This window comes from Sphingomonas sp. PP-F2F-A104-K0414 (assembly GCF_004340945.1).
In the GTDB taxonomy this organism is placed as follows: domain Bacteria; phylum Pseudomonadota; class Alphaproteobacteria; order Sphingomonadales; family Sphingomonadaceae; genus Sphingomonas.
Genome location: NZ_SLYD01000009.1, coordinates 18,561 through 33,724 on the forward strand (window position 1 = coordinate 18,561; position 15,164 = coordinate 33,724).

Annotated in this window: 14 protein-coding genes; 10 read left to right on the forward strand and 4 right to left on the reverse strand. The window is 59.7% G+C overall.

From position 1 onward, the window contains the following. Positions 1 to 96: 96 nt before the first annotated feature. The 6 genes from C8J46_RS18050 (at position 97) to C8J46_RS18075 (ending at position 9,852) form a co-directional block, all read left to right on the forward strand. Complete coding sequence (locus C8J46_RS18050) at positions 97 to 2,379, forward strand: CHAT domain-containing protein (protein ID WP_132742052.1); 2,283 nt, start codon at positions 97 to 99, stop codon at positions 2,377 to 2,379. 107 nt (positions 2,380 to 2,486) lie between these two features. Beyond that, a complete protein-coding gene (locus tag C8J46_RS18055) occupies positions 2,487 to 3,638 on the forward strand; it encodes a hypothetical protein (RefSeq protein ID WP_165886635.1) in 1,152 nt (383 codons plus the stop codon). A gap of 187 nt (positions 3,639 to 3,825) precedes the next feature. Continuing rightward, positions 3,826 to 5,178, forward strand: coding sequence for a site-specific integrase (locus tag C8J46_RS18060; protein ID WP_132742056.1), 1,353 nt, complete (start codon positions 3,826 to 3,828; stop codon positions 5,176 to 5,178). Next, entirely contained in the window at positions 5,175 to 6,986 is a 1,812-nt protein-coding gene (locus C8J46_RS18065; protein ID WP_132742058.1) for a hypothetical protein, read from the forward strand. The genes C8J46_RS18060 and C8J46_RS18065 overlap by 4 nt, the downstream gene beginning before the upstream one ends. 70 nt (positions 6,987 to 7,056) lie before the next feature. Further along, positions 7,057 to 9,333: a hypothetical protein gene (locus C8J46_RS18070; RefSeq protein WP_132742060.1), complete on the forward strand. Its 2,277-nt coding sequence runs from the start codon at positions 7,057 to 7,059 to the stop codon at positions 9,331 to 9,333. Positions 9,334 to 9,378: 45 nt separating this feature from the next. Further along, positions 9,379 to 9,852, forward strand: coding sequence for a hypothetical protein (locus tag C8J46_RS18075; RefSeq protein ID WP_132742062.1), 474 nt, complete (start codon positions 9,379 to 9,381; stop codon positions 9,850 to 9,852). A 49-nt stretch (positions 9,853 to 9,901) separates the two neighbouring features. On the opposite strand, the gene C8J46_RS18080 is transcribed toward C8J46_RS18075, so the two are convergent. The 3 genes from C8J46_RS18080 to C8J46_RS18090 form a co-directional block, all read right to left on the reverse strand. After that, on the reverse strand, positions 9,902 to 10,693 hold the full coding sequence (locus C8J46_RS18080) for a hypothetical protein (RefSeq protein WP_132742064.1): 792 nt from the start codon (positions 10,691 to 10,693) through the stop codon (positions 9,902 to 9,904). Positions 10,694 to 11,323: 630 nt separating this feature from the next. Further along, positions 11,324 to 11,584, reverse strand: a complete 261-nt coding sequence (locus C8J46_RS18085; protein ID WP_132742066.1) for a hypothetical protein — start codon at positions 11,582 to 11,584, stop codon at positions 11,324 to 11,326. 122 nt (positions 11,585 to 11,706) lie between these two features. Further along, positions 11,707 to 12,039, reverse strand: coding sequence for a hypothetical protein (locus C8J46_RS18090; protein ID WP_132742068.1), 333 nt, complete (start codon positions 12,037 to 12,039; stop codon positions 11,707 to 11,709). Between the two features lie 280 nt (positions 12,040 to 12,319). Between C8J46_RS18090 and C8J46_RS18095 the strand changes: the two genes are divergently transcribed. The 4 genes from C8J46_RS18095 (at position 12,320) to C8J46_RS18105 (ending at position 14,533) form a co-directional block, all read left to right on the forward strand. After that, positions 12,320 to 12,655, forward strand: coding sequence for a hypothetical protein (locus C8J46_RS18095; protein WP_132742070.1), 336 nt, complete (start codon positions 12,320 to 12,322; stop codon positions 12,653 to 12,655). A gap of 3 nt (positions 12,656 to 12,658) precedes the next feature. After that, positions 12,659 to 13,315: an SOS response-associated peptidase family protein gene (locus C8J46_RS18100; protein WP_132742072.1), complete on the forward strand. Its 657-nt coding sequence runs from the start codon at positions 12,659 to 12,661 to the stop codon at positions 13,313 to 13,315. Continuing rightward, positions 13,308 to 13,502: a hypothetical protein gene (locus C8J46_RS20985; RefSeq protein WP_165886636.1), complete on the forward strand. Its 195-nt coding sequence runs from the start codon at positions 13,308 to 13,310 to the stop codon at positions 13,500 to 13,502. The genes C8J46_RS18100 and C8J46_RS20985 overlap by 8 nt, the downstream gene beginning before the upstream one ends. A 626-nt stretch (positions 13,503 to 14,128) precedes the next feature. Next, positions 14,129 to 14,533 (forward strand): hypothetical protein, encoded by a 405-nt coding sequence (locus C8J46_RS18105; protein WP_165886637.1) that lies wholly within the window; start codon positions 14,129 to 14,131, stop codon positions 14,531 to 14,533. Positions 14,534 to 14,853: 320 nt separating this feature from the next. Here C8J46_RS18105 and C8J46_RS18110 read toward each other — a convergent pair whose 3' ends face one another. Beyond that, positions 14,854 to 15,120: a hypothetical protein gene (locus C8J46_RS18110; RefSeq protein WP_132742076.1), complete on the reverse strand. Its 267-nt coding sequence runs from the start codon at positions 15,118 to 15,120 to the stop codon at positions 14,854 to 14,856. Between the last annotated feature and the right edge of the window lie 44 nt (positions 15,121 to 15,164).

Genomic DNA, 15,164 nt, shown 5'->3' on the forward strand with positions numbered 1-15,164 from the left:
GCGAGTCAAAAAAAGAAAACCGAGCCGAAATCCCGCGGCAGGCGCAAAACAAGCCCCACTCATTGCGTATTAACGTTTTCAGTCCAAAACGGACATATGAGCATCAATCCAATACTCGGTAGCATTGATCCGCGCCTATTTTACGCCGCGGTGGCGCCGCCGCCGTCAGGGCAGGCATCCTTGATCCAAGGTTACTCGCGCGAACGCCTAGAGCTATATTGGGTCTATCGCGTCATGGCCCGACTACCAGCGACGTTGGTCGATCCCGCCATGTCGTTCGAAGCCATTCGTGGACATCGCGCATGCGGCCAGACGGGATGGCGCTATTCCTTTCTGTACCCGAAGGGTCTCCTAAAGGCCGCTCCAGGTGGAAGGGCGCCATTCTGGATAGTCTTCACCGCCTCGCCCGACGCCGCCGCATTCGTATCGAAATGGCAGTCGCATCAGCGTTACAGGCCGATTCACGCATCGCTGGTCGAAGTCGACGGCGCGATCCGCCCGGAAGAGCTGACGGCGGATGTGATAAGGAGCCACTGCCTTCGTGTCGTCGCGGAGCATGAGGAGGAGCTCGGTCACCTTCGCCCGCTTTTCGATCATTGGAAGATCAAGGAGCCGGAGCCGGTAGCCTTTCCGTTCCGTGGGCACTTTATAGCTTCTTCCAACCAATTGTCGCTGTCGGCGAACGGAAGACGCTCGCCGGAATGCATTCCTCACTGGAGTGGAGAATCCGAGGAGGCATACGAAGACGTTGTGCACGAGGGGTTCGCCGCCGTTTTGGACGCCCGTACCAGTTCCGATATTCCTTCGGGCATCGCCTTGGCACCGCCCCGTCCGGTGATTTGGCTCATCGCACCTTCCTGGCTTCCGAACCTTCGCACCCGGCTTCTCGAGAAGGCCCAAACCAAGGAAGACAAGTCGGCGATCTCCGATCTTGCCAGCCTAATCGAGAACCAGCGTGAATTCTCGACGTTGATCGGCGCCGATCGTTTCGAGCGCATCACGAACTCCAAAATCGCTCAAGCCCTGCGTTCTGACTGGCACCGGGAATTGCTGCTTTTCTCCGAAGCGATCGGGTGGGCGACGGCCGGCACGATGGCCGGATCCTGGAGGCTGCGGCCATCGATCAATCGGGTGATCGGTCGGGTCAGGCAGTTCTCGGAAAACCTTCGAAGCACAGATGATCCCGCCCCGGCAAAGGTGGCGAAGCTGTTTGCGGATATGCAGACGGCCTTATGCGCGGCCGTCGATCCACGAGCGGTCGAAGAAATTCTCAATACCGGATGGGGCGTAAAGGTCATCAGCGACGCACCTGTGGAATGGCTGCCCATCGGTGATCTGCCACTCTGCCTCGAATGCGACGTATCAAGGACCACGGCCACGCCGGCAGATGCGCTCCTCCTACAACTGGAGCATCACGAGCAACTGCGGCTGTCCGTTGCCGACTTCTCGGAGATATTGCTGGTGAGCGCCTTCGCCGAAGGTGCTCGAGATGATCGCATCGTGGAAATGCTCAAGGACCACCCATCATCGTCATGGACGCAGGTCCGCGTGGAAAGGGTACAAAGCGAAGACGAACTCATTGCTGCAATCAACGGCTACGACGGTCCGTTACTGATCTTCGACTGCCATGGCAGTCACCCAGTAGGCGGCAAGGCTCATCTCGTGGTCGGTCATGATCAAGTGACCATCGCATCCCTCGCCGCAAGAATCCGAATGCCACCGATCGTCGTGCTTAGCGCCTGCGACACGCAGGCTGCAGCGCGATCGACCGATACGGTCGCGAAGGCCATGCTTGAATTAGGAGCGCGCACGGTCCTGGGCACCTCGCTGCCCGTTCACTTCCTACACGCCGGATTGCTCGTCTCGCGCCTAATCCGCACGATCGATCTTTATCTCCCGATCGCCGCCCAGACCATGAACCACGTCCCCCGTTGGAGTGAATTCATCGGCGGGCTGCTTCGCAGTCAATTCTTCTTTGAAGTCATGATGCACATCGAACATGCGGGTCTGATCGACAACCAGCGCTGCTTGGAGATCCTAGGCACCGCGACACCTCTTGCGAGAGAGTCGGGTTCCGCCGCGTTAGACCATATGGAGAAACGCCTCGCCGAAGCGGGCGTGCTGGAACCAACCGACTTCCGAGCAATCGTGCGACGCGTGGTCCCACTGTCAGACATGATACGGTACGTTCAGTTGGGCAACCCCGAGACCATAACCATCGGCTCGTTGGAACAGCTGCCCGAGGAGCTTCAGCAAGGCGGCGACGATCGCAAGGATCGCCTCGCACCCAAGTGGCGATGGGACGCGTACCGTGACGCGGGCCGACCTGACATGATGCAGATCAGAGGTCTGAGGTCGTACGGCCCTTTCGAAGACTAACCAAACGGCGGCAGCAACGCCGATTCCAATATCGACAGCAAACGATCGTGGCATGAGATGGCCGTTAAGACCGGTCCACGTCCGATTACAACGGGCAAAGATTTTTGATGGGCTTGATCGGTGACGATCAAGACAGGAGAAAAAAGTTGAAGTATTGGACCGTGAACGATCTAGCGGCAAACGTCGACGTTCCGTACGACGTAATTCGCGTACACGCAAACATTCTACGATTGACTGAGAATCTGGAAACGGATTCGAAGCAATGCCTGATCAAGATCGGCAAATATGTCGATGATTGCGAAGATGACGATCCGAGCGTTTTCCGAGTCATACTGGAGCTCGCCCCAGGCGTCGTTCTGCCCGTGGAATACGGCATGGCCGATTGCCTGGGAGAGGATTGGCAACGCGACGAAGCCCAAGGCGTGATCGACGAGGTCGAATCCGCTTTGGATGAATGCGTACCGCAGCTCGAACGTCTGGCGAACATGCTTCATACTGCCCGTCTTCGCGCCCGCAAATGCGTCAGCAGCTGGATGACGTCGGGGCTGCACGGGGATTTCGTGGATGTTCGACTGGCGACCTACGATCATTGGCGCGGTGATGCCGAACCGGCCATCGTGGTGCTGATTGAAAGCATCGACACGGGAACCCTTCGACGGACGATCGAAGAGATACCTATCGAGACGATCGAAGTGCTCGAAGAACGCCTATCGCACTACCGTCGTGATCTGGAGCGACTGCAACGCAGCAGAGCAGATTTGATGTTGCTCGGCGCCAGCGGCACAGTGAATCAACTAGCGCTGAACGCGATGGCCTATTGCACCGACGAGGCATCTGCGTTGCGGCGCTTCGCAACGGAGGATGGGTTCCGCCTCCCCGACGAAACCCACATTCTCATGCGCTACGGGGAGGTGCGGGCCGCTAGCAGTCCGACCAACCAACTCGTCGAATTCTCCGAGGATCGCTTCACCATCTTCTCGCTCTACGTGCCCGCAGCCCGGCTGAAGGAAGCGGTGGGGAAGCCGGTCACGGAGCTCGTAAACCACGCGTTTCTCACCGACGACATGATCGTCACAGCGGCGACGTCGCATTACGACGATGGCCTGCCTTTCGTCTCCGTCAGGCTAGACGTGCCGGTCTGGCTGTTCTGCTCGGTCACGGGCCGCAAGTGGAAACCGGATCTCCAAGAGGGCGCCTCGACGTCGCCAGTGTCGTCGTCGTCAGCTGCCATTGTCCCTTTCCCGCCACGGGATCGGTGAGCCTGCGGATCACGCCACGGGAAGTGCTCACGCCTTCCCATGGCGTGATCCGGGACGGGACAATCTCTCTACCGGATATAACGGCGATTATGTCCGGTCACGCATTTGTCCCGGTTTGGAAAAGGCCGTCTGCCGACCCCCGGAGTGGTCCGGAAGGGGGGATGATACCAGTGAAGGAGCGGAAAAAATGCCTTTGACGATCGCGAGATTCGATCTCGATGAAACCCCGGTCATTCCCAATGTTCCTCGCCCAGTGCCCGCCGTACGTGCCGTCTTGCCAACCGGGTTCCCCTTCATCGTCGACGAAGTGGCGCACGAGGTTGTGGAACCTGTCCTTCTGTTCCTCGCGGCGAAATACTCCGGTCCGGCGGCATTCAAGGAAGGCTCATGGACCAAGCTGAACTCGGCCAATGCCGCAGCGGCTGACCTAAAGGACTGGTGGGAGAAGGCGCGGATTAGCGGGGTGCCCTGGGACTGCGCAGATGATCATCTGGTTGCCGACTGGCTGATCGACATGCGTACGATCATCAGCGGCAAAACGTTCGACTTCCTGAGCGACAGCACCGTCAAGCGTCGTGCATCCAGCGTCGCGGAGTTCTACCGCTGGGCACACGGACGCAAGCTGGTCGAGCACATACCCGAGCCGGACGCCGCCAAGCGTCTAGCCAACGCCTTGATGCTCGACCCGAAGGGACCAGCGCATGCGCGCGGCAACGTCGGACGGGGCAAGTACGATCGCGAACCACATCCGATTTCACCCAAGCATGCAGCTATGATCGCCGACCATCTCGGGCCACTTCCTACCATGAAGACGCGCGGCGTGAATCGTACGCGACTGGCGTTCGAGCTCGGCTTCGAAACCGGCATGAGGATCGACGAGATCCTTAACCTTCATCACGCCTTGTTCGCCGACTTCGACTTCGACAAAACGCAACCCTTCGTCATGACCTCGATCGAGATTACGAAGACCAAGGGTCTGGTGCCAAGGGAGATAAACATCCCGGCGTGGCTGATGAACGAGCTCAACCTTTACGTCGCCGGCGAACGTCATACCGCGCTTACGAGAGCGAGAACGATCTGGCTCAAGGGGTCGACACCCGAGCCATGGCAGCTCTTCCTCAATCACGCCGGTTCGCCGCAGCACGTTGGAAAGCCCACGCAGGCGGCAACGTTGCAGGATGAGTTCGCGGCCTCATGCCGAACGCTGAACATCACGCGCCGAAAGATCCTCGGCAAGGGCTCGGCCAAGGTTCAGGTCGTGATGGTCCCCAGACACACCTTCCATGACACCCGTCACAGCTTTGCAGTCATGCTTTTTCACGCTCTCGAGTCGCGAGGTCGCGTTCGTCCCTGGCTCCGTGTTCAGAAGGCCCTTGGACATGCTCAGATCTCCACCACGACGAGCATCTATCTCTCCGTCGTAGACCATCTGGGAGCCGAAGCGCTCGAACGCCTTGCGGAGACCTTCCACGCCATCCGCAACGATTGGCGAGGAGCGGTCGCGCGTGAGGTCGCAAACCTCAAAGGAGAAACCGTATGAAGAAGGTTTCGGAAGCGGAGCGTCGCGCAGCGCTCGCCGCCGAACGTGTCAAGGAGACCAAGGACGACATCGCATCGCGTTTCCTCAGCTATTCCGGCGGACGACGTCTGGCTACCTTCCCGAACCATTTCGGACTGGTTTCCAAAGGACCCGTCGACCTCACGCAATTCGACAAGCACCCGGGCTTGAGCGACGCTCTGGCATTCGGCTATGTCATGCATAGTCTCGGAGTACCGAGCGCTGATCGGCGGTATTACGTCGCTCAGAATATCAAATCGGGTTTCCTCTCTTTCCTCGACGACCAGATGATTGTCGGCCTAGATATCGGAGACATCACCACGAAGACGCTCCGTGACTTCAAGAAGTGGCTCGATGACGAAACCTCCAACGGCTATTGTGGGTCTAAGCTGACCCGCAAGATCAAGATTCAGGATCTTCAACTCGTACTGAAGCAGCTAATGGCTGACAAAAGATGGTCAGCCAGGTTGTCTCCCGAACTGAAGCTTCTTGATAATCTCTATTCAGGTAGCAATCGGGACATCGAGCATACCGAGATCCTGGATGACACCATGGTGGAAATGCTGTTCATATCCGCCGCGGCAGACTGCGAGGCGACGATGCGGCTCGTCGAAGCGCGCGACGAGGCTTTCGACATGGTCTTGAAGAGCGAGGGCGCTTCGGACGCGAAGAGCATCGCAGGCGATCCGCTGAGATGTGCCGCGTTCCTGCTACACCGTTTCGAGGGAAAGCCACCCTCCTGGTACGACATCACGAGAACCGTCGCACTGGCTCGTTCAATGGACGAAGCGCTTTACCGCTCGGCAACCGAGGTGTTGTACCCTTCTCTCGACGAACTGCTTCCATTCGTGCTGCTTCTCGCCACGCTGTTCGCCTTCAACCCGGGCGTCATTCTCAATATGACGCACAGTGACTACGATGACGACACGTTCGCGGGACGCCCACGCATCCGCCTCTTCCCGTACAAACCCCGCAAGCACGGCAACCATCGCAACTCCGTGCTCAAAACCGACGACTACGACAACCCGGCCAAAATTTTGTCATTTCTGGAGAAGCGCACGGAGCGCGTGCGAAAACTGCTACGCCTTCCAATCTATTCGGACCGGGTCTTCATCCGCTACAGCGCACACCGCACCGGCGTGCCTCTCGAGGTTTCGGATAAGGCTTGGCGCGAAGCCCTTGCTCGCTTCTGCGAACGCCATGGCCTCGACGTCTTCACGTTGCAGCAGATCCGACCGACGACCTTGGATCTCGTGCACGAGATCACTGGTGGAAATCTGATGTCGACCCAGCAAGTAGCCGGACATGCGTCGATCGATACCACGAAGGAATTCTATACCTCCACTGCAATGCAACGACGCGACGAGGAAATGCTTGGCAGCGGGATCAATCAATTATGGCGCTTCGTGTCCACCCAAGGAAAGGTGGATCCCACTGAACGTGATCGTCTCAATGTCGATCTAGGCGCGGCCACGCCGGGCTTCGCCTGTGCCGATCCATACGACAGTCCGATGGGCACGGAGAAAAAGGGCGTGCTGTGTGGCGCCTATGGTCATTGCCCCATGTGCGAGCACGCGATGATCGACCTCGCATCCCCCCATGCCTACGCCTACCAGCGCGAACTTCTGCGCCGGATCGACGAGGCGCAGGCCACGCTTGGTCCTCCTTGGATTCCACGCTGGAGCCCCGTGAAGGCAAAGCTGCTCACCCGTTGCCTTGCGGCATTCCCCAGGGAAACGATCCTCGCCGCCGGAAACGTCTCCATACCGCCGCTGCCCGAGGTCGACTGACCCGCAACCGCAAGACACCGACGCCCCATAGACACCGGATACCGGACTTCGGTTCGGTCAGGAGTTAACCATGTCCCATCCCGAAGCGCCCATGATCGACATGGACGACAAGCCGACGCTTGCCCGCATCCTGTCATCCAACCCCGCAGTTTCTTCAGTGTCGCTGTGGAACGATAACATATGGCGTCTGGACGGTGAGAGCGGCGGACAAACTTCGTCCTCCTTCGCGATCAGCTGGAAGGTGAAGGCGTCACCGCGGCTTATTGACGAAGCGAAAATGCTCGCAGCACTCCATTTTCTGAAGCGTGATGGGGAGTACAAGCTGAAGCACACCACCGCGTCCACGTTCAGCACCGGCATCCGCCACCTGCTGCGGTTCATGACCACGTTCTCCTACTTTTCGTTCGACCAGCTCGACGAAGACGCATTCAAGCTGTTCGAGGACAATCTCGCCGTGAAACTCTCCGACCCGGAATGGTTCGAGGAGGAGTTCGGCGACGGCGACACCGGGGATGCCGGATCCGCCGATCCATATGAGTTCAGCGAAGAGGACTTTCAGGACGCATCCGAAACCGTGGAAGACGACGACGACGCTGCTTCGACGGCAAGTTCCATCGAACAGCATGCCAACGATTCGGACGCCTTCACGCGGGCCGCCGCCCACTATCGTCTGAGATGCTGGCGGCATCTGTTCGACGCTGCCGAAGACATGCACGCGGCGGGTTGTCGCACCCTGTCCTACGATCCCTTCGCCATCCACACTCTCAAGGAGCGGACGGAGAAAGCCTCCTCCCTGACCTCGAGCCTCATTCCGCCTCTCCCCGACGCCGTTTCACTGCGCATAATGAAGGTTGCTCAAGCTCTGCTGGAGAAACCTGCGGACGACGTCATCGAGTTGCAACGACGCTACGTCCGCAATCTGGCACGCCTCGATCGGGATCCTACCACGTCGGAGCGTCGGCTGCTGCGAGCCGAGATCGAGAACTTCAAGTTCGCCGACGTCAACGGCAAACCCTGGCATGAGGCGATCGTACTGCCCCCCGAGAGACCGGGCGGCGGCGTCGAGATGAAGGAGCTCATCACACTCATCAGAAACGCCGCGATTCTCATAATCTTCTGTGGAACGGGCGTACGCATCGGCGAACTCTGCTCCATCGTAGCGGACCCGACGCAAAAAGGCCAAGAGCTGCCGTTGTTTCACGACGATTTGGGCTCATCCAAAATCCCGCATTGCGTGACCTTGAAGCCGTCCAAGACCCGCATGAACGAACACCTCTTCGTCACCAGTCGGCTGTTCAAGAATGAACGGTCACCGCGGGAGGAGACATGGCTCATCGGATCGAGACCACTCGGCACCGACATCGAGCCGCCCGTGCTGCGCGCACTCAGGGTCCTGGAGGCGCTCTACGCTCCTTGGCGAACGCTAGCTAAGAGCGAGCGGACGAGATCGCATCTCATCCTCAGCCTTCTAGGTAGTGGACTTCCTCGTTCGTCAGCCGGCGTCGCTCCGATCCAGTCGTCCCATCTTCGCACTTCCCTCTCGGAATTCATTCAAACGAATTGCGAGCTCGCCGATCTGGAACCGCTCATCGATCGGGACCGCCGGATACGGCCGTATGTCGAGGGGAACGGTAAGTGCATCCGCCCGCACCAGTGGCGCAAGACGTTCGCGCTATACATGATGAAGATCGACGACCGGATGGTGCCGGCGCTCGCGCACCATTTCAAGCACATGTCGATCGCTGTGACCGAAAACAGCTACATGCCCAACGACCCGACGATGCTGGCAGCGCAGGACAGCGTTCACGCACAGGAGGCGGCACGCTGGATCTATGAGCAACGCCACGGTGCGGGCGGCACGTTCGGCCGCTTGGACGAGATCATGAAGGAGCACCGCGAGGAATGGGAGAAGCTCGTGCCCGACCTCTCCTTCGAGAGCGGGCTTCCGCAAATCACCCGCTTCCTCATCGACAAGGACATTCGCATCTTCCACGCCGACCACGGAAGATGCGTAATCGGCGCCAATCCTGATCAAGCGCGTTGTCACGAGGCTGCGGGAACGAGCAGCTGGCGCAATGCGCGCCCGAACTACGCCCAGCGCACGCCTGGACAATGCACGGGCTGCACCAACTACTCCGTATCGCCCGAACATGCCGGCTATTGGCGTAAACGCTACATCTCTTATCAGGGGTCATGGTTGGCTTCCGACAGGAGCCCTCAGTTCCGGGTCATGCAGAAGCGTGCGCAGCAGGCTGCCGCAATTCTTCGCGCGCTTCACGTGCCGTTGCCCGTAATCCTAGTCGAAGCGCCCAGCGACAGACGCGTCCGCAAGGGAACAGGGCACTAGGCCCCCCCGCCCCCCAGAACAACGTCACAACGGAAGGATAAAAATATGCCGGTATCCGCAAAGCCGACACGCAAACAGAAGAGGGAGCAGGAGGGGCGTTTGCTGGAGGCGGCCTTCCAGCGGCTGCTGTCGCAGTCTCCGGCGGACAACATGCTCCAGGACGACGAACTTCGGGAAATGCTGGAAGAGAACCTCCGTGTTCCCGTCACACAGATCACCGTCGCCCAGGAGGCCGGCCTCAGCAGGAAGCTGCTCACCGGAGACGACTCACCGTTCAAGGAACTCGCTGCGCGCATCAAGGGGGTCAAATCAACTCACGCAGTTCTGCCCAGCACCACAGCCAAAATGGACAAGCTGCAGCAGGAACTCGACGAGGCGCGCGGAATCATCAGGGTAATTCGGTCGAAGATGGCGGAGGCGATCCTGAAGACCGATCGCGCCGAGGCGGCGGTGCGCCAGGAGAAAGCTCAGGTCGAACGTCTGAGGCGTCAGCTAGCCGGTCGAGGCAGGACCGCTTGAGACCATCGTTTCCCGCTGCGATGGCACCGGTCGATGGCGGTTCTCGTTTTCAGACCTCCCAAGACGCTCGCGGAGCGTGTGAACCCGGAACGGGTCCTTCATAGCGTGGAGAGCGGTAACGTCGCCAGCCTATCGACGCGATCGCCCGCACAACCCGCTCCTCCAAAGCGCCGCGGCTTTCCGCATAGCTCATCAGAGAGATGGATCGGCCACCGGAGAGTGCCCCGATGAGGGCCAAAGCGCCTCCGCGGTCCGTCGACCAGACCGTCCCCGTCCCCAGATGCAGCCACGAATGGTACGCCAACGCGGTTGCGAGCACGCTGCCGAGGTAGCGGCCTCGCGACATCTCGCGAAGGCCCTCGGTCGCCATGAGATCGGCTCCCAGGTCGGGACGCTCCGGCAGCAGCTCGTCAGACCATCCCTCAGGCAGTTGTGCGCGCCACAGCAGACCGTCCGCGCGAAGGGGCGCGACGGCGTTCGGCACGTCGATGCTAATTGATCCGCAATGCCCGCTCTTGGCATGAACCAGGGTCTCGCGCGCATGTTTCAGGGAACCCATCGCTCCTTCGACGTAGACTTCGGACAACGGGACCCCATCGTTCGCCACGGCGCGACGCAGTTCGTCCAGCGTGGCGAGAGCCTGATCAAAAAATTCGTCGTGTGCAAACGCCGGATTCTGAAGAGCCCGCCCTACCAAAGGCATGTGCTCGTCCGCGCGTTCATCAAGACGATTCTGGTCCTTGGCAGTCCGTCCGGGTCGTGCCGGATCAAGACCTTCTCCGACCGGAGTTCTACCACCCGCCGGCGCTACGCAGGAGGTGTGATCGATTTCGTCTTTCATCCTGTTTCCCCTAGCCATGGTGGTGCACGGGCTCGCGCGAAGACCGGTGGCTGGGGTGGCTTCAAAGGGGGGGGGCGTTCTCATAGGAAGAACATTACCCATATATTGTTCTCTATACAAGATCAAAAGAGGGTTAACGTTCTTCGGATGCGACGCTGACGTAAATATAATCTAACTGATCGGAATGGCACGAGCGCGCCGTGCAGGCGCGGGTGCGTAACGTGCCGCACTTGCCGTATCCGTTTCGAACTGGACTGAGAACGAGCGGGGTGGATCGAACTGCCCACAACTCACATGTCTGAGACGTTCGAGGGGCATGTTTCAACGGATGGAACACATTGCCGATGTCCCGCCTCTCAGGCGTTTGCGCGAACTACCCATTGAGTAGGCTAGCGCGCTTCTTGCGAGGACAACTGTGGCGAAGAAGGGCGTTGCTGCGCGTAGAAACTCGGATCTGTACCCGCCCAGACGTGCGGTGATTTCCAACGGGGCTGCTCGCCATCACGGTCGAGAACGAGGGAGCCGAGGATTATGCCACGCTCTGTGCGCAACGCGACGAGATCAGCCTTATACGGCTCGATCTCGCTTCACTCGACAAGGTCGGGACGCGACCGTTGCATAGCCACCAGTTTATTCGACGACCGGGGCTAGAAGCCTTGCCGGTTGCACATCCGGCCTGCGCGGATCCTTGAGAAGTTCGATCAGCCCCTGCCCTTCGAAGATAAAGGGAGGAACCCGTCGATCCGGCATCGAGACCCTAACCCCATTCAATGCGCTGACGCGAAGCGTCCGCAAACCGGCGACCAACGCCGCCAGCGTGCCCTCGCCGAGAATGACGGTCTCGCCCAGCCTGCGTTCGACGGCAACCGCGTTCTCGTTCCACAGCGGCATGTCGCTCTCCAAACACCGAATTCCCGATCAAGCTCATGCCTAATCGAAACGTGGGCGAAATGGTTTTAATTCGTCCTAACCTGCGGCAAACTTGATCGGCTGCTTTCTTGCGAATGCCGAACCTATTGCCGGGTCGCACCGGACGCCACCATCCCCATGGTCATGGCAAGCAACGAAGCACCTCGCTGTTCGTGATCGAGCTTGAGCAGCCGGACCCAGTGAGCGATGTGCTTTCCCGCCGCCTCGACGCCTTTGCGCTGCAACTGCGGGGTCGTCAGGTTTGCATCGTTCTGGATTACGGACGCGATCGAAAGCGCGAAGAAGTCGATGATGTCGTCCGCTACGAGCGCCTCGTCGGGCGAGTTCGCCGCAAGGTATTGCATGACGATGGGCATGATTTCCTGGAACAGGTCGATCTTCGCCTGGTCGTCGACATTCATGATGTTTGCGGGCACGCGGGCTTCCTCCGATCCCCGCATGTATTGCTCGAGAGTTCGAAGCGGAAGCCCAGTCTGATCGACGCCGCTATTACAGGAGCCATCATGAATCATACGCGATGATGATTTCTACCAAAAGCCATACGCGTCGGCTGGACACCGCGAACCTGGGAGGGATGGACGATCCTCGTTTCCGTGATCGAAATCGGTGACGTTGTCGGGCGGGACGATCTGTAAGTCTTCGACGCAGGTTTGCGCCTTGTTGCGTGAAACGACAAACCGGGATTAGGCTCGGGGGATGGAAAGCACCGCATCGCCGCTCGACCTCTTCACCCTCCTCGAGATCGCGTTGGAGGAACGCAACGAAGCTGCCGACGCCTTCGACTTGTTCAAGCAGGATGCCGTCATGGCCCACGCGCCCGCTCCCGGTGAAGAGCCCACAATCACCAGCGACGACGCCGCGGACGCAGCGGCCGTGGAGGTGGACGGCCTCAGCACGGAAGTCCGCAGTCTGTTGAATAACGCGTCTGACGCGGATCTGACGAATGCCTACGAGCAGTCTGGTGGCGAGATCGGGCATCCGGTGGCCGAAACGCTGCTCGGCGAGATCAAGCGCCGCGGTCTCGGGAGCTGATAGATGTGTAATCGAGCTCGGTTCGACGGTGAGCCTGAAACCATCACCGAACGGTTTGGCGCCGAATGGCTCGCCGAGAAGCCGATGGACAACCGTTTCAATCCCAAGGAACTGCGCCCGTTCGGTCGGGCCTATGTCGTACGGACCGAAAGCGACCGTCGTTGGCTCGACGTGATGGAGTGGGACGTTCTGGCCGGGCAGGCGAAACAAGCCGGCCGCAAGGTCGCGCAGACCAACGTCCGCACCCTCCACCTCCCGCAATGGCGGTCGCTAGTCGGCGATCCGGCTAACCGCTGCCTGATTCCCTTGACGGAATTCTGCGAGTGGTCGCGCGAGCCGACCGACCTTGGCGACGGCAAGAAGCCGATAAAGGGGGAGATGTGGTTCGCGGTTCCCGAACAGCCAGTGTTCGCGATCTCCGGTTTTTGGCGACAGGTCGGGGATCGACGCTTCTTCGCGATGGTCACCTGCGATGCAAACGAACTGGTGGCGCCGATACATCCCAAGGCGATGATCACGATCCTCAGGCCGGACGATCACGAGCGTTGGCTCACTGGCAGCTATGACGACGTGTTGGCGTTGCAGAGGCCGTATCCGGCAGATCTGATGACTGTGCGTGGCCCGGTCTTCCCAACCCGCGAAAGCGCTCACCTTGCCTGAGCAGTCCGCCATGTCGGATCGGGAGGTTTGGGAAAAGGCGACTGCCATCGTGGCGGACTTCGGAGAAGACGGTGCAGAACAATTCGCGGAAAGGCTCTTCGGCATTCTCTGCGACACCGCCAATCCGCACGACTGGCGCCGGGTCGCAGCCGCGGTAGATGCCATCGCCACGTTAGCTAAGCAGTAGCACGATGACTCCGACGATCCGACAAGCTGGCACGAGGTGTTGGCGGACAAACTGGGGGGTGACGCGGGTTACCGTTCAGCTTGCGCGAGAACCCGATAGCCGCACGACCTTTCGCGCAAAGCGCTCCATTTGGCGGGTCATCTTCGCCCAAACGCCGAACAACCTTCCGCGGCAAGAAGCTCCCTAGAGGGGGCCTGCCCCTCGGGAGGGAACCACGGCCGGGTGTGCTCCGCCGCGCCTCGGCCGACTTTCCCTGCACTTAACCCTTCTCGCGATCACACCCGGCGGACTAGAGGGGGCCTGCCCCTCGGGAGGGAACCACGGCCGGGTGTGCTCCGCCGCGCCTCGGCCGACTTTCCCTGCACTTAACCCTTCTCGCGATCACACCCGGCGGACTCCATCACCGCAGGTGAACACGGCCGGTAGCTTGCTGTTTCCAAAAACGGCATTCTATTTGGAAAGCGCTGGCCCTCTCAATTGCCGTTCAAGGAATGGGAACAAACTCTCGCTGCGCCTCCGCTTCGACGTTCACGGTTCCTTATCGCCCTCCGGCTACGATTTCCCTCCGGGGAGTGGGTGGAATGGGCAGAGGCCTTGGCTGTGTAGGATTGCTGATCGCCCTAGCGGTGATCGCTGCAGCAATTGGCGCTGCTGCACCTGAGCTGCTTGGCGTCGTGGGCCTGTACAGTTACGTGATCGGCAAAGGTGCTATCGATGGCCTTGTCGGCCGTCCTATGTTCGCAACGCTGAAATCCTTCGATCCAACCGCGGTTAACAAGTACGGCGACATAACCAACGCACTGATTGATTACACAGATGGTCATACCATCAAACAGGCGACTGTCGACTTACTTCCCCAGCCCATCTCTCGACCATATCGCATTGGCGAACAACTTCCGGTTCTAATTAATCGTGTGGACGGCAGCCGCGCAAAGTACGACGCGGGGTGGGCAAATCGGCCTGAGCATCAAGCGCGCCTCGCACCGATCCGTGAGATGATAGAACGGCACCATCGCCAGAAAACGAACTGATTGCGGTCAGGTTTTAGTTCGCTGTATTTATACAAACATATTGACCCCGATATGTCGCCGCTTGCGACTACGACGGAGATCCTTAGCCAGTCCCATTCAACGATGACGAAGCACCGCGTAGGTCAATACTCGCAGTAGCACGGAGCCCGGGAGACACTGGGCGCAGCGTAACCGCACAAGGGGGCGCGCGGCAGCATATCGCGGTTAGTATCTGAACCGATGGGACGCTCGATGCGGGTGTCGATGGTCGCGCTCAGGACAGCAAACCCGTACCCCCTGCCCCTGACTAGGGGCGCTGTCGCTGACTTCGTAGGGCGATTTCAGTGCTCGTTCGAGTGCCGGTCTTCAGCCGGCGTATAGTAGCGCGCGATATCCGCTTCGGTGATCGCATGACCGCTCGATTCTTCCACGAGCGCCGCGATTTCGCCATCGGTCCTGCCGGCGTCGCGCAGCTGCTCGATCTCGTCGCTTACCATGTTGATGAAGGCGGGCACTGGAAACCGTTCCTCGCCTAGACCCAGCGAATCGCGCATGTGCTTTTGTGCACGCAAGGCTTCGGGAAGCGTGAATGCGATATCATCGGCCATCGAACGTGCCTTTCGTGGAAGCTGGTAATGGTCGGGGGGCAAAG